Below are 20,349 nucleotides of genomic sequence, written 5' to 3'. Positions count from 1 at the left end.
CTTATCCTTTCAGCCCATGAGCCGACATGAAGAAGTCGCGGACGATCTGGTGGCTGTTACTGCTGGTGGTGATCGGCGGTGCCGGCTATCTGAGCTGGCAGCACTATCAAGCCTCTGAAGCAGCGAAGAGCGCCCAGCAGGCCGCCGCTGCACAGCCCAAGGCCGTTCCCGTCAGCACGGCACCGGCCGAAAAGGCCGACTTTCCAGTCTATTTGACCGGACTTGGCACGGTTCAGGGTTTTAACACCGTGCAGGTGCGCACCCGCGTCGACGGGCAGATCGACAAGATCGGTTTCCAGGAAGGCCAGCTTGTCAAGCAGGGCGACCTGCTCGCCGAGATCGATCCGCGCCCGTTCCAGGCGGCGCTTGACCAGGCAAAGGCCAAGAAGGCACAGGATGAGGCCAATCTCGCCAACGCCAATCTCGACCTGCAGCGCTATACCAAGCTCGGCGAGTTTGCGACGCGCCAGCAGACCGACACCCAGCGCTCGACCGTCGCGCAGCTCACCGCGCAGATTGCGGCCGACGACGCTGCCATCGCCAACGCCCAGACCCAACTCGACTACACCCAGATCAAGGCGCCGATTTCAGGCGTGGTCGGCCTGCGCCAGGTCGACATCGGCAATATCGTCAATGCCGCGACCCAAACCGGTATCGTGAGCATCGCACAGGTCGAGCCGATCGCGGTCATCTTCACCGCGCCGGAAGACCAGCTTCCTTACATCAGCGAGGCGCAGGCGGTCAGTCCGCTGAAGGTGATCGCCATCACCACTGATGGCAAGAAGGTGCTGGCGGAAGGCAAGCTCGCGGTCATCAACAACCAGGTCGATACGACCAGCGGGACTATCCGGCTGAAAGCGGTGTTCGATAACAAGAACCATGCGCTGTGGCCCGGCCAATCGGTCTCCACGCGCCTTCTGGTGAAGACATTGAAGGATGCCACCGTGGTCCCTGACGACGCCGTCCAGCACTCAACCAACGGCCTCTATGCCTATACGGTCGGCAAGGACAACAAAGCCGAACTGCACAAGGTCAAGGTCAGCTATTCCATCGACGGCCGCACGGTCGTTGATGAGGGCCTGACGCCGGGAGACCAGGTGATCACCGGCGGCCAGTTCAAGGTCCAGCCAGGCACGCTTGTCTCCACCGCGGTGGCGAGCACCGATGCGGCGCAAGGCAAGGTTCGGCAGGAATGAACGGCGGCGGAATTTCGGCACCCTTCATTCGCTACCCCATCGGCACCTCGCTGTTGATGGCGGGGATCTTGTTCGTCGGCCTGGTGGCCTACCCGCTTCTGCCGGTCGCACCACTGCCCCAGGTCGACTTCCCGACCATTCAGATCACCGCGACCCTGCCGGGCGCCAGCCCCGAGACCATGGCAACCTCGGTGGCGCAGCCCCTGGAGCGGCAATTCGCGCAGATTCCCGGCATCGCCCAGATGACCTCGACGAGCTATCTGGGCACCGCGGCCGTCACCATTCAGTTCGATCTCAACCGCAACATCGACGGCGCCGCCAATGACGTTCAAGGCGCCATCAACGCGGCGAGCGGCCAACTGCCGAAGAACCTCCCCTCGCCGCCGACCTATCGCAAGGTCAACCCGGCGGACTCGCCGATCCTGTTGTTGTCGGCAACCTCGGACACCCTGCCGCTGACGACCGTCAGCGACGCCGTCGACGCCCAGCTCGCGCAGCAGATCAGCCAGATCTCCGGCGTGGCGCAGGTCATCATCGGCGGGCAGCAGAAACCCTCGATCCGCGTCCAGGTCGATCCGGCCAAGCTGGTCGCCAAAGGCCTCTCGCTCGAGGACGTCCGCAGCCAGATCGCGCTGACGACGGTCGATAGTCCCAAGGGCAATATCGATGGGACCAAGCGGGCGTACACCATCTACGCCAACGACCAGCTCCTCGATTCCAAGGACTGGAACGACGTCATCATCGCCTATCGCAATGGCGGCCCGTTGCGCATCCGCGACATCGGCCGGGCGGTGACCGGGCCTGAAGACGCCAAGCAAGCGGCCTGGGCCAACGGCAAGCGCGGCGTGTTCCTCGTCATCTACAAGCAGCCGGGCGCCAACGTCATCGAGACGGTCGACAAGATCAAATCGCTCTTGCCCCGGCTGGTCGCCGCGATTCCGCCCTCGATCAAGATCGAACTGATCAGCGATCGCACTCAGACTATCCGTGCCGCCGTCGAGGACGTTCAGTTCACGCTGCTGCTCACTGTCGCACTTGTCGTGATGGTGATTTTCATTTTCCTGCGCAGCTTCTGGGCGACCGTGATTCCGGCAATCACCGTGCCGCTGGCCCTGTTAGGCGCGTGTTCCCTGATGTGGGTGTTCGGCTACACGCTGGATAATTTGTCGCTGATGGCGCTGACGATTGCGGTCGGCTTCGTCGTGGACGACGCCATCGTGATGCTGGAGAACATATCGCGCTACATCGAGGAGGGCGAAAGTCCGCTGGCCGCGGCCTATAAGGGCGCCGGCGAGATCGGATTCACCATCGTGTCGATCAGTATCTCGCTGGTCGCGGTGCTGATCCCGCTGCTGCTGATGGGCGGCATCATCGGCCGCCTGTTCCGCGAATTCGCGGTCACGCTCGCCATGACCATTTTCGTGTCCATGGTCGTGTCGCTGACGCTGACGCCGATGATGGCGTCGCGCTTCCTGCGCGCCCATGGCGAGGTCAAGCACGGCCGCTTCTATCAATGGAGCGAGGCGGCGTTCGACGCCATGCTGCGTGCCTATGAGGGCGGGCTCGACCTCGCCCTGCGCTGGCGGCGAACCACGCTGGTGATCTTCTTCGCGACCCTTGGGCTGTCGGTCTACCTGTTCATGATCATTCCCAAGGGCTTCTTTCCGCAACAGGATAACGGCCTAATCACCGCAACCTCGGAGGCCGCGCAGGACATTTCCTTCCAAGACATGGTCAAGCAGCAGGAAACCCTCGGCAAGATCGTGCAGGAGGACCCTGGCGTGGCCACCGTCGCGATGGCGATCGGCGGCAGCGGCCGCGCCGGCAATAACGGCAGCCTCTTTATCACCTTGAAACCGCGCGACCAGCGCGACGCCTCGGCGCAGCAGATCATTGCCCGGCTCCGTCCCAAGCTGGAGAAGGTCATCGGCGCGCGCCTTTACATGCAGGCCGCGCAGGATGTCCGTCTCGGCGGCCGTCCCACGCGCACCCAGTTCGAATTCACGCTGCAGGATGCCAATCTCGACGAGCTCAACGAATGGGCGCCGAAGATTCTGGCGAAGATGCAGACCTTGCCCGAGCTGCGCGACGTCGCCACCGACCAGCAGACCCAGGGCACCACGCTGACGCTCAAGATCAACCGCGACACTGCCTCACGCTACGGCATCACCCCGCAGCTCATCGATGACACGCTCTACGATGCCTTCGGACAGCGCCAGGTCACGCAATATTTCACCCAGCTCAACAGCTATCACGTGATCCTGGAGATCCTGCCGGAATTGCAGGGCAAGATCGACTCGCTGGACAAGATCTACGTCCGCTCGCCGAGCACGGGCGATCAGGTGCCGCTCTCGGCGTTTGCAAGCTGGACCAACGCGCCGGTGCGGCCGCTCTCGATCAGCCACCAGGGCCAGTTCCCGGCGATCACCATCAGCTTCAACCTCGCCCAGGGCGTGGCGCTCGGGCAGGCGACCGAGGCGGTGCAGAAGGGCATGACCGATCTGGGGGCGCCGGCAACACTCAACTCGAGCTTCCAGGGCACCGCGCAGGCGTTCCAACAATCGCTCGGCACCGTGCCGCTGCTGATTCTGGCGGCGCTGGTCGTGGTCTATCTGATCCTGGGTATTCTCTACGAGAGCTACATCCATCCGATCACGATTCTCTCCACCCTGCCCTCGGCCGGCGTGGGCGCGCTGGCGATCCTGATGGCGTTCGGCTACGACTTCAGCCTGATCGCGCTGATCGGCATCATTCTCCTGATCGGCATCGTGAAGAAGAACGGCATCATGATGGTCGACTTCGCGATTGCCGCCGAGCGCGACGAGCATATGACCTCCGAGCAGTCGATCCGGCAGGCGGCGCTGCTGCGGTTTCGTCCCATCATGATGACGACGATGGCGGCACTGCTCGGCGGCGTGCCGCTGATGCTCGGCACCGGGACCGGTTCGGAGATCCGCCAGCCGCTCGGCTATGCGATGGTCGGCGGTCTGCTGGTCAGCCAGGCGCTGACGCTGTTCACGACGCCGGTGATCTACCTCTATCTCGACAAGCTCTCCAACGCCTTCGCCAATTGGGGCCGCTCGGACGTGGACGGCGAGCACGTCGACGAGCATCGCGCGGTCAAACAGGCGGCGGAGTGAGCTCCGCCGCGGCGGCCGAGACAGGACGGGTGATGTCTCCCATCGCCGGTTATGCCGTCCCGAGATAGGCCCGTTGCACCTGCGGGTCCTGCGCCAGGGCGGCTGCGGTGCCCGACAGCACGCTTTTGCCGACCTGCAGCACGGTGGCAAAGTCGGACACCTCCAGGGCCAGCTCGATGGATTGCTCGGCCAGGAGAATGGTCAAGCCCTCCCGGTGCAGCCGGCCAAACGTTTCGTACATCGATTCCACGACGGCCGGGGCGAGCCCTAGCGAGGGTTCATCCAGCATCAGGAGCTTCGGGTCGCTCATGAGCGCGCGCCCGACCGCAAGCATCTGCCGCTCGCCGCCCGACATGGTGCCGGCGCGCTGATTGCGGCGCTCCTTCAATTTCGGAAAGATCCCGTAGACTCGATCGAGCAGCGCGGCCCTGCGCGCCTTGTCGCTCAGCGGCGTGGCGCCGAGCAGGAGATTGTTCTCGACGCTCTGCTGCACGAACAGCCGCCAACCCTCCGGCGACAACGCCAGCCCCTTGCGTACGATCGCGAACGCGCTTTGGCCGCCGATCTCCTCGCCGCGAAACGTGATCGAACCGGAATGCACGGGGATCAGGCCGGCGATCGCGTTCAAGGTGGTGGTCTTGCCGCCGCCATTGGAGCCGAGCAGCGCGACCACGCTGCCCTCGGGCACCTCAAAGGACACGTCGGAAACCCCGATCAGATCTCCGTAGCGAACTTCCAGATGCTCGATCTTGAGCAGAGCTGCCCTCATGTCACGGGCCCGCCCATCAGTTCGAGCGGCGTGTGGCCGGCCGCCGCCTTGGCGGCGCGGGTGCCGAGATAGGCAGCGATCACGTCCGGATTGCTGGTCACCTCGCGGGGCGATCCGCGCGCGATCTCGCGGCCCTGGTGAAACACCATGACCCGGCTCGCCAGCGCCATGATCACTTCCATGATGTGCTCGACGATCACCAGCGTAACGCCAGAGCGGTGGATGTCGCGCACCAGATCGATCGCGAGCTGCACCTCGTGCTGGGTCAATCCGGCCATCGCCTCGTCGAGCAGCAGCACCTTTGGCTCGGTTGCCAGGGCGCGGGCGATTTCCAAACGCTTGCGGCCGGGCGTGCCGAGCGACCGCGCCGGGGACTCGGCGAGCCTGATCATGCCGACCCGCTCGAGCACGGCGCGCGCCCTTTTCTCCGCTTCCGTGCGATGCGAGGCGCGCAGAAAGGCCCCGATCATCACATTCTCCAGCATGGTCATGCCCTCGAAGGTCTGCGGCACCTGGAAGGTGCGCGCGAGCCCCAGTTGCGCGCGCGCCTCAGGCGAAAGGCCGGTGATGTCGCGTCCTTCGAACAGCACCCTGCCGGAGGTCACCGCCAGATCGCCGGTCAGGCAGTTGAAGAAAGTGGACTTGCCGGCGCCGTTGGGCCCGATCAGGCCCAGGATATCGCCCTGCTCCAATGCGAGGCTCGCCGCATCGACCGCCCTGAAGGTACCAAAGGCTTTGGTGAGACCGTGTGCCTCAAGGAGCATGGCTTGCTCCTGCCGGCAGCGGCTTTTGCTTGCCCGGAGCCCTGCCGCGCCGCTCCAGCTCGCGCTTGATCAGCGTGAGAATGCCGCCGGGCTGAAAGCGCGCAATCAGCACGATGATCGCGCCATAGACCACAAAGGTCAGCCCTGCGCCCTGCCCGCCCAGCAGGCTGTTGGAAATCTCTTCCAGCGGCACCAGGATCGCAGCCCCGACCAGCGGCCCGAACAGCAGGCCGGCGCCGCCGAGCGCCGCCATGATCAGGATCTTCACGGAAATCAGAATGCCGAGGCCCGACTCCGGATCGACGAAGCCGAACATCATGGCATAGAGCGCGCCGGCCACGCTGGTGAGCCCCGCGCTCAGCATGAAGGCATAGAGCTTGGTGCGGCTGGTCGGCGCCCCGAGCGAACGCGCGGCACGTTCGGAATCCCTGATCGCGCGCAGGTAAAATCCCATCCGGCTGTTCGCCATCCACCAGGTGATGAGGAGCGTCACCGCGAGCACGACAAGGAAAAGGTAATAGTACGGAAGTGCGGAGATAAAGGAGAGATCAAAGACGCTGCGCGGCACGGTCGGGCCGCTCAGGCCGACCGCCGCGCCGAGATAATCGGTATTGGTGACGACCAGCCGTACCAATTCGGCGACCGCAATCGTCGCCATGCTGAAATAATGCCCGGACAGCCGCAGCGTCGGCACGCCGACGATGGCGGCAATGCCGGCCGCCAGCGCGATCCCGGCGGGAATGCCGACCAGCGGCGACAGGCCGAAATGCGAATAGGCGCCCATCGCCGCGTAGGCGCCGCAGCCGAAGAAGACGGCGTGCCCGACCGATACCTGGCCGGCGTAGCCGCCGATGACGTTCCAGCTCGAAGCGGCAATGGCATAGAGCAGAACCAGCGCGCCGAGCCGCTGCAGGAATGGCGTCGAAAACACCAGCGGATAGGCGACTATCAGCGCCAACAGCAGCGCGGGCCAAAGAAAACGGCGCATCACGTCTTGCCCATCAGCCCCTGCGGCCGGAACCACAGGAAGGAAAGGAACAGCGCGTAGACGACGATGTCCTTGTAGACATCGCCGATGAGATAGGCGGAGAGTGACTCGATGACGCCGATCAAAAGCCCCGCGATGAGCGCGCCGGGCACGCTGCCGAAGCCGCCGAGCGAAACCGTGACGAAGGCGACGATACCGAGCGTCTCCCCGACCGTGGGCACGATATAGAAGAAGGTCGCGATCAGCGCGCCGGCGAGTCCCGTGGCGCCCGCAGCAATCGCCCAGGCGATCGCCTGCATGGTGTCGGGCCGGATGCCCATGAGTTGCGCCGCCGTGGCGTCTTCGGCTACCGCGAGCATCTTCGAGCCCAGCGATGTTCGCGTCAGCAAGAGGTGCAAGCCGAGCGTCACGAAAAGCGCGACCACACCGGCCAGCAGCCGCGAGGCCTCGATGCGCAGGCCCAGGAAGGCGAAGGTGCCGCCCACGATGTCCTGCGGCAGCGAGAGAAAGTTCGCGCCGAACCACCAGAACACCGAATAGCGCAATAGCAGCGCGAGCCCGAACGTGCCGAGGATCTGCGCCAGCATCGGCCCTTTCATGATGTCGCGGATCAGGGCGAAATAGACCACGACGCCGAGCAACGCCAACAGCAGGGTCGCGAACGGCACGCCGGCGAGCGGACCGACGCCGAACAGCGTGAACACCACGAACGCCACGTACATGCCGAGCATGACGAAATCGCCATGGGCGAAGTTGACGATGTTCATCATGCCCCAGACCAGGGTGAGCCCCGAGGAAAACAGCGCATAGACCGCGCCCAACAGGAGCCCGCCGACGATTACCTGGACAAGAATAAAGGACATCTGGCCGCGCGCCATTGCGTCGAAGCGATTGCCGCCTGGTTCAAACAGCGAGGGCAAGACATCTCAGTCCACCCTCGAACCAATCACCAGCCTTTGTAAGGCAGGACCGGCGCCTTCGCGGCATTGGCCTTCGGCCACACCGGGACGTAATTTTCGCCGTCCTGTAGCTGAATGATGACGGCGGAGGCGAGGATGTTCTGGCCCTTGTCGTCGAACTTCACGCCCTTATAGCCCATCATCAACTGGTTCGGCTTGAGATCCGTGGCCCGCAGCGCCGCCTGGATTTTGGCCGGATCGGTCGAGCCGGCGCGGTCGATCGCGTCCACCAGTACGAAAAAGCCCTGCATCTCGCGGCCCGCGGTGTCATCCATCTCGTCGCCGCTCTTCTTCTTGTACATCTCGGCGATGATTGCCGTCGGCGAGCCCGGAGGTCCGACGCTCCAGGAGGAGCGATTGAGGACGCCTTGCGAAATCTTGCCGACAGATTTGATGAAGGACGGGTCGGAATAGCCGGAATCGTCGCAGAGCAGCATCGACGGCTTGTAGTCCTGGGCCTGCATGGTCTTGGCAAACAGGATCGCATCCGACGTGTAGCTGATCATGATGACGACGTCGGGCTTCTTTTCCTTGAGCTGCAACACCTGGCTCTGCAGGTCCGTCGCGTTTGAAACATAGGCGATATCGAGAGGATTCAGGCCCTTTTCCTTGAAGCCTGCGGCGATGGTGTTCGCGACCGAGGTGCCGTATTCGGTGTTGTCATGGACCAGCGCGATGCTGTCCGCCTTGATGCCCTGCGCCTTCATGTCGGCCAGAAAGTCATAGTAGACCTTCACGATATCGGTCGCGATCGGCGTCGTTCGAAAGAACCATTTGAAGCCGCGCTCGGTGAGATTGGCCGCGACCGACTCCCCATTGACGAACGGGATCCCGTATTTCTCGGCAATGGCGCTGGCGGTCAGCGTGATGCCGGATTGATACGCGCCGGTCAGCGCGACTACTTTTTCCTCGGTAATCAGCCGCAGCGCCTGGTTCTGCCCGGTAGCGGGGCTGCCCTGATTGTCGGCGAAGGTGACCCGGACCTTGGCGCCGCCGAGGCCGGCAAGACCGGCATTCTTGGCGAGCGGCAAATCGCCAAGCTCGGGATGCGCGTTGTTGATGATATCCTCGGCGACTTCGAGCGCGGCTTTGGCATGGAGGCCGGCACTGGCGGCGTTACCGGTCATCGGAAAGATCGCGCCGATCTTGATGACCTTGTCCTCGGCCAACGCCCGGCCCGTCAGCCCAATCGCGATCGCGGCGGCGCAGGTAAGCCCGAGGAGCTGCTTGAATTGCATCCGATGGCCTCCCGAAACGTGGTCCCAATGTCAATTTTTTAGAGGGGCGAGACGCGCGTGCAGCATAGCCCCTTCTTTTCTTGCAGCATTACATGCGCCATAGGCCCCGGCAAGCTGATGCATCGGGCACAATGGGTTTGTGGCGCTAGATCGTTAGTCGATAGCGCGTACGACCTTGCCGACAGGTGCAAGTGTGCTCGCATGGCGGACGTCTCACATCGCCAAAGACTCGCGCACGAAGTCCTCCCCGGAAGAGGCCCGATCGAAAGCGCCTGGCCACCACTCGCTCGCCCCAGCCTCCCGCCCCACCCGCGCGGTTTCGGCGCCCGGCGCATAAGGGACCGGACGTTCCGCCGGCCACGAACCGACGGCGGCATCAAGCCGGCCATAAGCCTGGAGGTCTAGGATGCGGAGGGGACAGATTTGCTGGCTGGGGAACCTGGATTCGAACCAAGACAAACAGAGTCAGAGTCTGTTGTGCTACCGTTACACCATTCCCCACCGAAGATGCTGATATTGCAGCACTTTTTTTCGGTAGTTTCGCAAGGCCGGCCAGAGTTTTGCAAATCGGCCGGTCTGACGGTGTCCATATAGCGTCGTCGGCGTTCGCGGTCCAGTCCTCCTTGTTGACAAGGCGCAGCCGCTTCCGGCCGTCGGTGGCGACCTTCATCTGGTCCTCGAACCGTATGCTTCTGATCGAGAGTGACGGCGTAATCTGGGTTGGGGTGACCCGCCTCCAAAGGAGCTGGGAACGGCGTGCAGCTCAGGCAGCCCCGACTTCGTGGCCGGCCATCACCTCCAGCGCTCTCAAAATGGCCGAATGGTCCCACGCTTTGCCGCCAAGGGCGGTACAGGCATTGAAAAGCTGCTGGGCTGAGGCTGTACCCGGCAGGGATAGCCCGAGCGCTCGCGCGCCTTCCAACGCGAGATTGAGATCCTTCTGATGCAGCTCAATGCGAAAACCCGGATCAAAATTGCGCTTCAGCATGCGCTCGCCGTGCACTTCGAGGATCCGGGACGACGCAAAGCCGCCCATCAGGGCCTGCCGCACCAGCCCGGGATCGGCGCCGGCCTTGGACGCAAACAGCAAGGCCTCGCTCACCGCCTCGATGGTCAGCGCCACGATGATCTGGTTCGCAACCTTGGTGGTTTGGCCATCGCCGTTGCCGCCGACCAGCGTGACATTCTTGCCCATCTTGTCGAACACGGGCTTCATCATGTTGAACGCGCGCTCCTTGCCGCCGACCATGATGGTGAGGCTTGCAGCCTTGGCGCCGACCTCGCCGCCCGAGACCGGCGCGTCGAGATAATCGGCCCCGAGCGCCTCGATCCGCCGCGCGAACTCCTTGGTCGCGAGCGGCGAGATCGAACTCATGTCGGTGACGATCATCCCCTTCGAAAGCCCTTCCGCAACGCCGCCTTTGGCGAACAACACCGCCTCCACATGCGGCGTATCCGGCACCATGATGATCACGGCATCGGACTCCTGCGCCACATGCTTTGCCGAGTCGCACACGATGCCGCCGGCCGATATCAGCTCCGGCGCGACAGGCGCGACGTCGTGCAGCAACAGGCGATGCCCTGCCGCCAGCAGATGCTGCGCCATCGGGCGCCCCATGGTGCCCAGGCCAATGAAGCCAATGTTTTTCATCGTGGTCGATCCTGTGAGCTGTGATTAGGTCTCGAACGTATGCGCGGCATGCCAGCCGAGGCTTTCGAGCGTGGTGGTGCGCGGTTTGTATTCGCATCCGATCCAGCCGCGATAACCGATCGCATCGAGATGCCTGAACAGATAGGAGTAGTTGATCTCGCCGGTGCCGGGCTCATTCCGGCCGGGATTGTCGGCGAGCTGCACATGGGCGATGCGATGGAGATGCTTCTGCAGCGTTCGCGCGAGATCGCCTTCCATGATCTGCATGTGGTAGATATCATATTGGATGAACAGATTGGGCGAGCGTACTTCCGAGATGAGTTGCACCGCCTGCTCCGTTCGGTTCAGGAAGAAACCGGGAATATCGATCGTGTTGATCGGCTCGATCAGGAGCTTGATACCCTGCTGGCCCAGCGCAGCCGCCGCAAAGCGCAGATTGCCGACCAGCACCTCGTTCAGCAGAGTCGAATCCACGTCGGGCGGCGCGATCCCGACCAGGCAGTTGAGCTGACGGCAGTCCAGCGCCTTGGCGTATTCGATCGCGCGAGCCACGCCGTCGCGAAATTCCTCGATCCGATCGGGCAGGATGGCGATGCCGCGCTCGCCGGCGGCCCAGTTGCCCGCAGGCAGATTGTGCAGCACCTGCATCAGACCGTAGCGCGCTAGCTGTTCCGCAAGCAGCGCCTTGTCGTGCTCATAGGGAAACAGATACTCGACAGCGGCGAAGCCGGCGCTCTTGGCGGCCGCAAAGCGGTCGACAAATGGTAGCTCGTTGAAAAGCATGGTCAGGTTGGCGGCAAATTGCGGCACGGTTCAACGTCCTTCGCGTTCGAATTTCGCTTGAACAGATGGCATCAGGCCGGCAGCAGGGTGCCGGACTTCGGCGCGCTCGGCACGTCGTCGAGCGGGAGATCCAGCACCTCCTCGAACTCGACGATGTTGTCGATCTCGGTACCCATCGCGATGTTGGTGACGCGTTCGAGAATGAATTCGACCACCACGGGCACGCGATGTCTGGCCATCAGATCGCGCGCGGTCGCGAATGCCCTCTGTGCATCTTCGGGATCGGTGACGCGGATCGCCTTGCAGCCCAAACCCTCGGCCACTGCGACGTGATCGACGCCATAGACGCCGATCTCCGGCGCGTTGATGTTCTCGAACGACAGTTGGACCTGGTAATCCATGTCGAGGCCGCGCTGGGCCTGCCGGATCAGCCCGAGGTAGGAATTATTCACGACGACGTGAATGTAGGGCAGATTGAACTGCGCCCCGACCGCAAGCTCCTCAATCAGGAACTGGAAATCATAGTCGCCGGACAACGCGACAATCTCGCGGTCCGGATCGGCGGCACGCACCCCGAGCGCGGCTGGCAGCGTCCACCCGAGCGGCCCCGCCTGCCCCGCATTGATCCAGTTGCGCGGTCGATAGACGCTCAGAAATTGCGCACCGGCGATCTGCGACAATCCGATCACCGTCACATAGCAGGTGTCGCGGCCGAAGGCCTTGGTCATTTCCTCGTACACCCGCTGCGGCTTGATTGGGATATTGTCGAAGTGGCTCTTGCGCAGCATCGAGCGCTTGCGGTCGCGACAGGCGGCAGGCCAGGCCTGTCGGTCGCGCAACTGCCCCGACTTGCGCCACTCCGTGGCAACGCTCGCAAACAATTCCAATGCGGCTTTGGCGTCCGACACGATGCCGAGATCGGGATTGAAGACGCGGCCGATCTGGGTCGGTTCGATATCGACATGGACGAATTTGCGCCCCTTTGTGTAGGTCTCGATCGAGCCCGTGTGCCTGTTGGCCCAGCGATTGCCGATGCCGAGCACAAAATCGGATTCGAGCATGGTGGCATTGGCGTAACGATGGCTGGTCTGCAAGCCGACCATGCCCGCCATGAGCGGGTGATCGTCGGGAATGACGCCCCAGCCCATTAGCGTCGGCACCACGGGAACGTTCACCGTCTCCGCGAAGGCGACCAGAAGCTCCGAGGCATCAGCGTTGATCACGCCGCCACCTGCAACGATCAATGGACGCTCCGCCGCATTGAGCATCTCGAGCGCCTTCTCGATCTGCTTGCGGGTCGCTGTGGGCTTATAGACCGGCAATGACGAATAGGTCTCGTCGTCGAATTCGATCTCAGCAAGCTGCACATCGAGCGGCAGGTCGATCAAGACGGGCCCCGGCCGTCCCGAGCGCATGATGTGAAAGGCCTGGCTGAACACGCGCGGCACCAGCGCCGGCTCACGGACCGTGACCGCCCATTTCGTCACCGGCTTTGCGATCGCCTCGATGTCGACCGCCTGGAAGTCTTCCTTATAGAGCCGCGCCCGCGGCGCCTGTCCGGTGATGCAGAGGATCGGAATCGAATCCGCAATCGCCGAATAGAGACCGGTGATCATGTCGGTGCCAGCGGGCCCCGACGTGCCGATGCACACTCCGATATTGTCCGCCTTGGCGCGCGTGTAGCCTTCGGCCATGTGGGAGGCACCCTCGACGTGACGCGCCAGGATGTGGCGGATCGAACCGCGCCGCTTTAGCGCCGAGTAAAGCGGGTTGATCGCGGCCCCGGGGACACCGAACGCGCAAGTGATCCCCTCTCGTTCGAGAATGCGCACCGCTGCATCCACCGCTCGCATTTTCATCTGATGACCCCGCTTCGTTACGAGTTGGCCTGAGCAGGATCATCAAGGCAGGGAGCATCGATCTCAATGCAATCGATTGAATTTTTCCGCGCTATGGCAGCGTGTGCGATTTTCCGCGCGTCTTCAAACGATTAGCCACAGCAAAACGTTGGAAAATCGCGCCAGATGGGAAGGAACGAGCTTCACGCCCGTTCCACCCGCGCGCGGCCGCTCCCGCGCAGCTCGGCGGTCAATTCGGCTGCGACCTCGCGCACGATTGCGCCGATCTCCGGCAAGCGCTCGTCCGTCAACCGATCCGCCATACCCGATACCGAGATTGCTGCAAACGGCTCGCCGCAATCATTGAAGACGACCGCGGCCACGCAGCGCAGGCCGAGCCGAGCCTCTTCATTGTCCACTGCATAGCCCTGGCGCCGCACGGCCTCCAATTCCTTGAACAACTCACCAGGTCGCACGATCGACTTTTCCGTCACGCGCGGCATGCCCTGGCGGCGAATGATGGCGTTGACGTCGGCATCGGAATAAGTGGCGAGCACCGCCTTGCCCAGCCCCGAAGCGATCATTGCGACGCGTCCACCAACCTTGGTCAGCGAACGCATGATCTCCCGACTCTCGATGCGGGACACGACAATGATGGATTCATCGTCGACAACGGCAAGATTGGCCGTTTCCCTGGTCTGGTCACGCAGCTTGCGCAAATATGGGAGCGCCTGGGCGGCAAAATTCCGGCGGCGCACGAAAGTTGAACCGACGACGAAGCTCTGCGCGCCAATGTGCCATTTGGACTCCTCGCGGTCGAACTGCACGAACCGGCGGTTCTCGAGCGTCGTCAGCAAGCGATGAACGGTCGAGGGCGACAAGCCCGTGCGGATCGCAAGATCGGTGAGCCGATAACCTTCGTCGTCCTCAGCAAGTGTCTCAATGATTTGCAGTGCGCGATCGACGGATTGAACGCCGCCGTCTCGCGCATCCTGATCCAACTGGGCGCGAATGCCGGGATCGGATGGCTTGCGCCGGACCAGCTCTCTTTTCATGAGGAGGTGCCTTCTGGATTCGCGGTTCGGATCTCGTTGCACATGCAAGGAAACCGTTGTGGCATTTGGCATGCCAATAAGAGGCGGTGTCAAGACTGTAGACGGCGTAAATAGGTCAGCATTCGTGCCGTTTATAATCGGAATCTGCCGTCAGTTTCTGTTTGACTATTGGGATAATGTATACCACGATCGTGTCGTAACACTCATTCTCAATCCGGGAGGACGTTGCCATGTACGTTGGAGACATCCTGCGCAACAAAAGCCTGCGCGCGGTCGCGATCGGCTCGGACGAGACTGTCGGCATTGCGGCGGGCCTCATGCGCACCAGCAACGTCGGCGCACTTGTCGTCAGGAATGCTTCGTACGCAGTGGTCGGGATATTCTGCGAGCGCGATATCGTCACCGCGATCGCCGAGCGCGGCGCGAGCGGCCTTGCCCTGAAGCTTTGCCAATTCGTCTCGCCGCGGCCGCTGGTGTCATGCAGTTCGCAGGACACGCTCGCTCATGTCGAGCATCTCATGAGCCGCCACCAAATCCGGTACGTCCCCGTCATCGACAATGGACGGCTCGTCGGGGTCGTCAGCCTGCGGGACATCGCCTTTGCCTACGATGAGACTGCCGCCGGCGCGGTGCAGGCGGCCTGACGGCTTTTTTCGTCACGACCACGCAAATCGGTTCGAGCCGGCGCGGCTCGTGCTGTGTCTTCACTCTGCTCGCGAGGGTTTCATGAGGATCTGCATCTACGGCGCCGGCGCGATCGGCGGTTATCTCGGTGTCGAATTCATGCGCGCAGGCGCCGATGTCAGCCTGGTCGCGCGCGGTGCCCATCTCGCCGCGATGCGGCAGAACGGGTTGAAGCTCCTGATCGGTGGTGAGGAGCGCGTGGTGCATCCGCGCTGCACCGACGATCCTGCCGAACTTGGCGAGCAGGATTTCGTCATCATCTGCCTCAAGGCGCATTCGATCACCGGCGTAATCGAGCGGATGCAGCCCCTGCTCGGCCAGCGGACGCGCATCGTCACCGCCGTCAACGGGATTCCCTATTGGTATTTCTACAAGCACGGCGGCCGGCACGAAGGCTCAACGCTTGAGAGCATCGATCCTGGCGGCCGGCAGTGGCGCGAGCTTGGCCCCCAACGCGCCATCGGCTGCGTTGTCTATCCAGCGACCGAGATCGAAGCGCCCGGCGTGATCCGTCACGTCTATGGCAACAATTTTCCGCTGGGCGAGCCCTCGGGCGACATCACGCCCGACATCAAGGGTCTTTCCGATCTGTTCACGGCGGCGGGCATGAAGGCGCCGGTCCTCGAACGCATCCGCGATGAGATCTGGCTCAAGCTGTGGGGCAATGTCTGTTTCAACCCGATCAGCGCGCTGACCCACGCGACGCTTGACGTGATCTGCACGGATGTCGGCACCCGCGCGCTGTCCAAGACGATCATGCTGGAGGCCCAGACAATTGCGGAAAATCTTGGCGTCAAGTTTCGCGTCGATGTCGAACGCCGCATCGAAGGCGCCCGCAAGGTCGGCGCGCACAAGACATCGATGCTGCAGGATCTCGAGCGCGGACGCCCCGTCGAGATCGATCCCCTCATCACCGTGGTCCAGGAGATGGGCCGGATGACCGGGATTGCAACGCCTGCGATCGATGCGGTGCTGGCGCTGGTCGCGCAGCGCTGCCGCCTCGCGGGTCTTTACGACGGCACAGGCGGTCTTGGTGAAGCAAGATCACTGGAGGTGGCGTGATCACGATGGCCGAGATTACACGCTGGGTCCGCTTCCGCCACCAGGCCGAGACCGGCTTTGGACAGCTCACCTCGTCGGGCATCTCCGTGCACACCGGCGATATGTTCAGCGACGCGCGCCCGAGTGGACGGATGCTGGCGCTGCACGATGTCGAGTTGCTCGCGCCGACGCAGCCGACCAAGATCGTCGCGCTCTGGAACAATTTCCACGCACTGGCGGCCAAGCTGAAATCGCCCGAGCCGCCCGAGCCACTGTATCTCTTGAAAGCACCGACCAGCGTCACCGCGCCCGGCGCCGTCATCAGGCGCCCATCGACCTACGAGGGCAAGACGACCTACGAAGGCGAACTCGGTATCGTCATCGGCAGGACCTGCACCGCGGTCGCTCCCGAGGAGGCGGAGGCCTTCATCTTCGGCTACACCTGCACCAACGACATCACTGCAGCCGATATCCTCAATCGCGATCCGACCTTCGCCCAATGGGCACGGGCCAAAGGCTTCGATGGCTATGGTCCCTTTGGTCCCGTGATCGCCTCTGGCCTCGATCCCGCAAGTCTGGTGGTACGCACCATCCTCAACGGTGTGGAGCGTCAGAATTACGCGATCGCAGACATGATTTTCAGCGCGCAAGAACTGGTCAGCAAGATCTCGCACGACATGACGCTCCTCCCGGGCGATCTCATCTGCTGCGGAACATCGATCGGCATCGGCGTGATGAAGGAAGCCATCAATATGGTCACCGTCGCGATCGATGGCATTGGCGAGCTGACTAACGAATTTCGCCAGTGAGCGGTGGCAGGAAAATCATTGGACTCTGGGAAGCGACATTAACAGCAAATCGAACAACAAACCTCTGCTTTGGGAGGATTCATTGACCTTCAGCACGAAATTGGCGCCGTCGGCCGGCGGCTTTCGCTGGCTTCAACTCGCTCTGGGCATCGTCTGCATGGCGATGATCGCCAACCTGCAATACGGCTGGACGCTGTTCGTTGATCCGATCGACGCTAAATTTCATTGGGGTCGGGCAGCCATCCAGTTCGCCTTCACGATTTTCGTCATGACCGAGACCTGGCTTGTGCCTATTGAAGCCTGGTTCGTGGACAAATACGGCCCTCGGATCGTCATCATGGTGGGCGGGGTGATGATCGGATCGGCCTGGGTGCTGAACTCCTATGCCTCCTCTCTCGTCACCCTCTATGCAGGGGCGATCATTGCCGGCATCGGCGCCGGCGCGGTTTACGGCACCTGTGTCGGCAATGCGCTGAAATGGTTTCCGGACAGGCGCGGTCTGGCCGCGGGCGCGACCGCCGCTGGGTTTGGGGCAGGTGCGGCCCTCACGGTCGTTCCGATTGCGAACATGATTGCCTCGAGCGGCTACCAGAGCACATTCCTTACGTTCGGAATCGGGCAAGGCCTCACGGTCCTTCTCCTCGCCTGGTTCGTCCGCCCGCCGGAGCTTGCCGTGGCGGCCAAGAAGAAACAGCTCAATCTGCCGCAGACTGCAATCGACTTCACGCCGCCACAGGTGCTGCGCACCCCCATTTTCTGGGTCATGTATCTCGTGTTCGTCATGGTGGCTTCGGGCGGGCTGATGGCGGCCGCTCAAATCGGGCCGATCGCCCATGACTTCAAGATAGCCAATACGCCAGTTACGTTGGCCGGCTTTCAAATGGCCGCGCTGACCTTCGCCATCTCGCTCGATCGCATCTTCGATGGCTTCGGCCGCCCGTTCTTCGGCTGGGTGTCCGACACGATCGGCCGTGAGCATACAATGTTCATCGCGTTCGGGACCGCAGCGCTGATGTTGCTGACGCTGTCCGTCTATGGCCACATCCCGATTGTCTTCGTGTTATCGACGGCCGTCTATTTCGGTGTTTTCGGCGAAATCTACAGCCTGTTCCCGGCAACATCGGGCGACACGTTCGGCGCCAAATACGCAACGACGAACAACGGCATGCTGTACACGGCGAAGGGTACCGCCTCGCTGCTCGTGCCGCTGGCGAGCGTCATCTCCTCCCATCTGGGTTGGCAGGCGGTGTTCGTGGTTGCGGTCGCGCTCAATGCCACCGCGGCCCTCATGGCCCTGTTCGTGATCAAGCCGATGCGACGCACATTCATTTTCGGCAGCGAAGCCGCGACAAGTGCCGCAATCCTTCGCGCAAAAACGGCTGACGGCGAGCCGGGTCTGATGAACAGCTCGATCTCATGAGACCGTTCCTCGCCTAAATTTTTATGCGGTGCATTTCACCGTTGCAACATCTGGTCGGAGTGCGGCAATTGAATGCCGAATGGACGGACGCACGAGCGCACCGGGCGACCTCATTTTCTGCGGCACATGGGATGGGCTTCGAGCCATCTCCAGCCGACATGCGAGAGCGTAGACCAACCAGAGACGACCATTCTCTCACGTCAGACGTGCCACCATCCGCCCCGGCGGGCCGTCGACCGCCGGCCGACCCATGTCCCGCAAAATCTAGAGCGGTTCACGGATTTATTGAATCGGAAGGGATTCCGGTTTTGGGGCGAATGTGATTCAAGATGCTGGCTGGGACTGGAGGCCAGCATCCGATGGTTCGACCAATTTCCAATGACCTGCGTAAGCGTGTTGTTGCGGCGGTTGCGAAGGGTGAGAGCTGTCGTTCGGTCGCAGCGAGGTTTGGCGTTGCGGTGTCGTCCGTGGTGAAGTGGTCGCAACGTTATCGCGCGACCGGCTCGGTAGCGCCCGGGAAGATGGGGGCCATCGCAAACCCGTCCTTGAGCCGCATCGCGCCTTCATCAAGGAACGGATCAGTCAGACGCCGCATGTGACGCTTCACGCCCTAAAGGACGAACTGGCGGCGCGCGGGATCAAGGTTTCCCACAATGCGGTTTGGCTGTTTCTGCGTCGCGAAGGGCTGCGGTTCAAAAAACGCTGCTCGCCCTCGAGCGAGCTCGCTCAGACGTCGCGCGTAGACGCCAGCGCTGGCGTTCATGGCAGGCCAACCTCGATCCCCGACGCCTGGTCTTTATCGACGAGACCTGGATCAAGACCAACATGGCCCCACTGCGCGGATGGGGGCCAAAAGGCGAGCGGGTGCGGAGCTTCACGCCACATGGCCATTGGCGGACGCTGACATTCCTTGGCGCCTTGCGCTGCGACCGCCTCACCGCGCCGTGCCTGTTCGACGGCCCAATCAACGGCGAATGCTTCCGCGCCTATGTCCAGCAGGTTCTCGTTCCGCAGCTTCAGCCCGGCGACATCGTCATCATGGACAATCTCGGCAGTCACAAGTCGGCTGTCCTGCGCAGCTTGATCAAAGCCGCCGGCGCAAGGCTCTGGTATCTGCCGCCATACTCGCCGGACCTCAATCCGATCGAACAGACCTTCGCCAAGATCAAGCATTGGATGCGCACCGCCCAAACGCGCACCATCGACGAGATTTGCCGCCATATCGGCAGCCTCGTCACAACCATCCAGCCCAACGAATGCAGCAACTACTTCGAAAACGCCGGATACGCTTCTATCAAAACGTGAAACGCTCTAACGCGTCTGCGGACGCGGCACGTCATTGGTGCCTTCGGCGTCCGGAGCGAGCCCGTAGCTCATCCTACGCATCTGTTCGATGACCCGCGCCATCTCCTCGTCGGGCAGGATGGGCGGATCGCCAAGTGTGAGCGCGTGGACATACATGCGTGACAGCGCTTCGACCTCAATCGCCAGCCACAGCGCCGCCTCTGGGGTCTTGCCAAGCGAGATTTGGCCATGTTGGCCGAGCAAGCAGGCCAGTCGATCCTTCAGCGCGACAAGCGCATTGTCCGACAGCGCCTGCGTGCCGAAAGTTGCATAGTCTGCACAGCGGATCGTCGTGCCGCCGGCGACGCCAGTCATGTAGTGAAAGCTTGGGATCGTCTTGTGATGGCAGGCCAGTGTCGTCGCATAGATCGAATGGCAATGCAGAACGACGTTGATGTCATCGCGGACCTTGAGAATATCGCGATGGAAGCGCCATTCGGAGGAAGGCCGGCGGCCGACATAGGTGCCGTCGAAATCCATCTCGACAATGTCTTGCGGCGTCATCGTATCGTAGGGCAGGCCGGACGGCGTAATGAGAAACCCCTCGCCCGCGCGAACGGAGAGATTGCCCGCCGTGCCTTGATTGATGCCGCTCGCGTTCATGCGGCGGCAGATGTCCACCATCTCTTGGCGCAATGCGTTCTGGTCCGTCATGAACTTTCTTTTCTCA

At 62.5% G+C, this 20,349-nt stretch carries 16 protein-coding genes, 1 tRNA gene and 1 pseudogene; 7 read left to right on the top strand and 11 right to left on the bottom strand.

The features are described 5' to 3' along the window. The first annotated feature begins 26 nt into the window (after positions 1 to 26). Together P6U23_RS17845 and P6U23_RS17840 are read left to right on the top strand one after the other, a co-directional pair. Positions 27 to 1,196: an efflux RND transporter periplasmic adaptor subunit gene (locus P6U23_RS17845; protein ID WP_407181007.1), complete on the top strand. Its 1,170-nt coding sequence runs from the start codon at positions 27 to 29 to the stop codon at positions 1,194 to 1,196. Further along, positions 1,193 to 4,336 carry a multidrug efflux RND transporter permease subunit gene (locus tag P6U23_RS17840; protein WP_407181006.1) on the top strand — a complete coding sequence of 1,048 codons (3,144 nt, stop codon included), beginning with the start codon at positions 1,193 to 1,195 and terminating at the stop codon, positions 4,334 to 4,336. The genes P6U23_RS17845 and P6U23_RS17840 overlap by 4 nt, the downstream gene beginning before the upstream one ends. Before the next feature lie 49 nt (positions 4,337 to 4,385). On the opposite strand, the gene P6U23_RS17835 is transcribed toward P6U23_RS17840, so the two are convergent. From P6U23_RS17835 to P6U23_RS17790, 10 genes are all read right to left on the bottom strand, one after another. Beyond that, entirely contained in the window at positions 4,386 to 5,105 is a 720-nt protein-coding gene (locus tag P6U23_RS17835) for an ABC transporter ATP-binding protein (RefSeq protein ID WP_407181005.1), read from the bottom strand. Beyond that, complete coding sequence (locus tag P6U23_RS17830) at positions 5,102 to 5,869, bottom strand: ABC transporter ATP-binding protein (RefSeq protein ID WP_407181004.1); 768 nt, start codon at positions 5,867 to 5,869, stop codon at positions 5,102 to 5,104. Before P6U23_RS17830 ends, P6U23_RS17835 begins: the two co-directional genes overlap by 4 nt. Beyond that, positions 5,859 to 6,857, bottom strand: coding sequence for a branched-chain amino acid ABC transporter permease (locus P6U23_RS17825; protein WP_407181003.1), 999 nt, complete (start codon positions 6,855 to 6,857; stop codon positions 5,859 to 5,861). The genes P6U23_RS17830 and P6U23_RS17825 overlap by 11 nt, the downstream gene beginning before the upstream one ends. Further along, positions 6,857 to 7,777 carry a branched-chain amino acid ABC transporter permease gene (locus P6U23_RS17820; protein ID WP_407181002.1) on the bottom strand — a complete coding sequence of 307 codons (921 nt, stop codon included), beginning with the start codon at positions 7,775 to 7,777 and terminating at the stop codon, positions 6,857 to 6,859. Before P6U23_RS17820 ends, P6U23_RS17825 begins: the two co-directional genes overlap by 1 nt. A gap of 26 nt (positions 7,778 to 7,803) precedes the next feature. Further along, positions 7,804 to 9,054, bottom strand: a complete 1,251-nt coding sequence (locus tag P6U23_RS17815; RefSeq protein ID WP_407181001.1) for an ABC transporter substrate-binding protein — start codon at positions 9,052 to 9,054, stop codon at positions 7,804 to 7,806. A 427-nt stretch (positions 9,055 to 9,481) separates the two neighbouring features. After that, positions 9,482 to 9,555: transfer RNA gene (locus P6U23_RS17810), tRNA-Gln, on the bottom strand. A 262-nt stretch (positions 9,556 to 9,817) separates the two neighbouring features. Further along, positions 9,818 to 10,705, bottom strand: coding sequence for a 2-hydroxy-3-oxopropionate reductase (locus P6U23_RS17805; RefSeq protein ID WP_407181000.1), 888 nt, complete (start codon positions 10,703 to 10,705; stop codon positions 9,818 to 9,820). Positions 10,706 to 10,729: 24 nt separating this feature from the next. Further along, the gene (gene hyi / locus P6U23_RS17800) at positions 10,730 to 11,515 is read right to left on the bottom strand and encodes a hydroxypyruvate isomerase (RefSeq protein ID WP_407180999.1); all 786 of its coding nucleotides are present in this window, start codon (positions 11,513 to 11,515) and stop codon (positions 10,730 to 10,732) included. A 44-nt stretch (positions 11,516 to 11,559) separates the two neighbouring features. Further along, a complete protein-coding gene (gcl, locus tag P6U23_RS17795) occupies positions 11,560 to 13,347 on the bottom strand; it encodes a glyoxylate carboligase (RefSeq protein WP_407180998.1) in 1,788 nt (595 codons plus the stop codon). A gap of 182 nt (positions 13,348 to 13,529) precedes the next feature. After that, entirely contained in the window at positions 13,530 to 14,381 is an 852-nt protein-coding gene (locus tag P6U23_RS17790; protein WP_407180997.1) for an IclR family transcriptional regulator, read from the bottom strand. A 230-nt stretch (positions 14,382 to 14,611) separates the two neighbouring features. Here P6U23_RS17790 and P6U23_RS17785 point away from each other — a divergent pair, with 230 nt between their 5' ends. The 5 genes and pseudogenes from P6U23_RS17785 to P6U23_RS17765 all read left to right on the top strand — a co-directional run bounded on the left by P6U23_RS17785 (position 14,612) and on the right by P6U23_RS17765 (position 19,640). After that, a complete protein-coding gene (locus P6U23_RS17785) occupies positions 14,612 to 15,025 on the top strand; it encodes a CBS domain-containing protein (protein WP_407180996.1) in 414 nt (137 codons plus the stop codon). An 82-nt stretch (positions 15,026 to 15,107) separates the two neighbouring features. Further along, positions 15,108 to 16,127, top strand: coding sequence for a 2-dehydropantoate 2-reductase (locus P6U23_RS17780; protein ID WP_407180995.1), 1,020 nt, complete (start codon positions 15,108 to 15,110; stop codon positions 16,125 to 16,127). Positions 16,128 to 16,132: 5 nt separating this feature from the next. After that, complete coding sequence (locus tag P6U23_RS17775; protein ID WP_407180994.1) at positions 16,133 to 16,915, top strand: fumarylacetoacetate hydrolase family protein; 783 nt, start codon at positions 16,133 to 16,135, stop codon at positions 16,913 to 16,915. Between the two features lie 157 nt (positions 16,916 to 17,072). After that, positions 17,073 to 18,335 (top strand): oxalate/formate MFS antiporter, encoded by a 1,263-nt coding sequence (oxlT, locus tag P6U23_RS17770; RefSeq protein WP_407181500.1) that lies wholly within the window; start codon positions 17,073 to 17,075, stop codon positions 18,333 to 18,335. A gap of 359 nt (positions 18,336 to 18,694) precedes the next feature. Continuing rightward, positions 18,695 to 19,640, top strand: a pseudogene (locus P6U23_RS17765) (IS630 family transposase). A gap of 6 nt (positions 19,641 to 19,646) precedes the next feature. On the opposite strand, the gene P6U23_RS17760 reads toward P6U23_RS17765, so the two are convergent. Next, positions 19,647 to 20,333 (bottom strand): class II aldolase/adducin family protein, encoded by a 687-nt coding sequence (locus tag P6U23_RS17760; RefSeq protein ID WP_407180993.1) that lies wholly within the window; start codon positions 20,331 to 20,333, stop codon positions 19,647 to 19,649. Positions 20,334 to 20,349: the final 16 nt, after the last annotated feature.

Source organism: Bradyrhizobium sp. STM 3562, assembly GCF_045571435.1.
GTDB lineage: Bacteria > Pseudomonadota > Alphaproteobacteria > Rhizobiales > Xanthobacteraceae > Bradyrhizobium.
This window is presented reverse-complemented; position numbering and strand designations above follow the sequence as displayed.

Coding starts and splice junctions, on each gene's coding strand:
- P6U23_RS17845 (WP_407181007.1), top strand. CDS start 27: ATGAAGAAGTCGCGGACGATCTGGTGGCTGTTACTGCTGGTGGTGATC.
- P6U23_RS17840 (WP_407181006.1), top strand. CDS start 1,193: ATGAACGGCGGCGGAATTTCGGCACCCTTCATTCGCTACCCCATCGGC.
- P6U23_RS17835 (WP_407181005.1), bottom strand. CDS start 5,105: ATGAGGGCAGCTCTGCTCAAGATCGAGCATCTGGAAGTTCGCTACGGA.
- P6U23_RS17830 (WP_407181004.1), bottom strand. CDS start 5,869: ATGCTCCTTGAGGCACACGGTCTCACCAAAGCCTTTGGTACCTTCAGG.
- P6U23_RS17825 (WP_407181003.1), bottom strand. CDS start 6,857: ATGCGCCGTTTTCTTTGGCCCGCGCTGCTGTTGGCGCTGATAGTCGCC.
- P6U23_RS17815 (WP_407181001.1), bottom strand. CDS start 9,054: ATGCAATTCAAGCAGCTCCTCGGGCTTACCTGCGCCGCCGCGATCGCG.
- P6U23_RS17805 (WP_407181000.1), bottom strand. CDS start 10,705: ATGAAAAACATTGGCTTCATTGGCCTGGGCACCATGGGGCGCCCGATG.
- gcl (WP_407180998.1), bottom strand. CDS start 13,347: ATGAAAATGCGAGCGGTGGATGCAGCGGTGCGCATTCTCGAACGAGAG.
- P6U23_RS17790 (WP_407180997.1), bottom strand. CDS start 14,381: ATGAAAAGAGAGCTGGTCCGGCGCAAGCCATCCGATCCCGGCATTCGC.
- P6U23_RS17785 (WP_407180996.1), top strand. CDS start 14,612: ATGTACGTTGGAGACATCCTGCGCAACAAAAGCCTGCGCGCGGTCGCG.
- P6U23_RS17780 (WP_407180995.1), top strand. CDS start 15,108: ATGAGGATCTGCATCTACGGCGCCGGCGCGATCGGCGGTTATCTCGGT.
- P6U23_RS17775 (WP_407180994.1), top strand. CDS start 16,133: ATGGCCGAGATTACACGCTGGGTCCGCTTCCGCCACCAGGCCGAGACC.
- oxlT (WP_407181500.1), top strand. CDS start 17,073: ATGGCGATGATCGCCAACCTGCAATACGGCTGGACGCTGTTCGTTGAT.
- P6U23_RS17760 (WP_407180993.1), bottom strand. CDS start 20,333: ATGACGGACCAGAACGCATTGCGCCAAGAGATGGTGGACATCTGCCGC.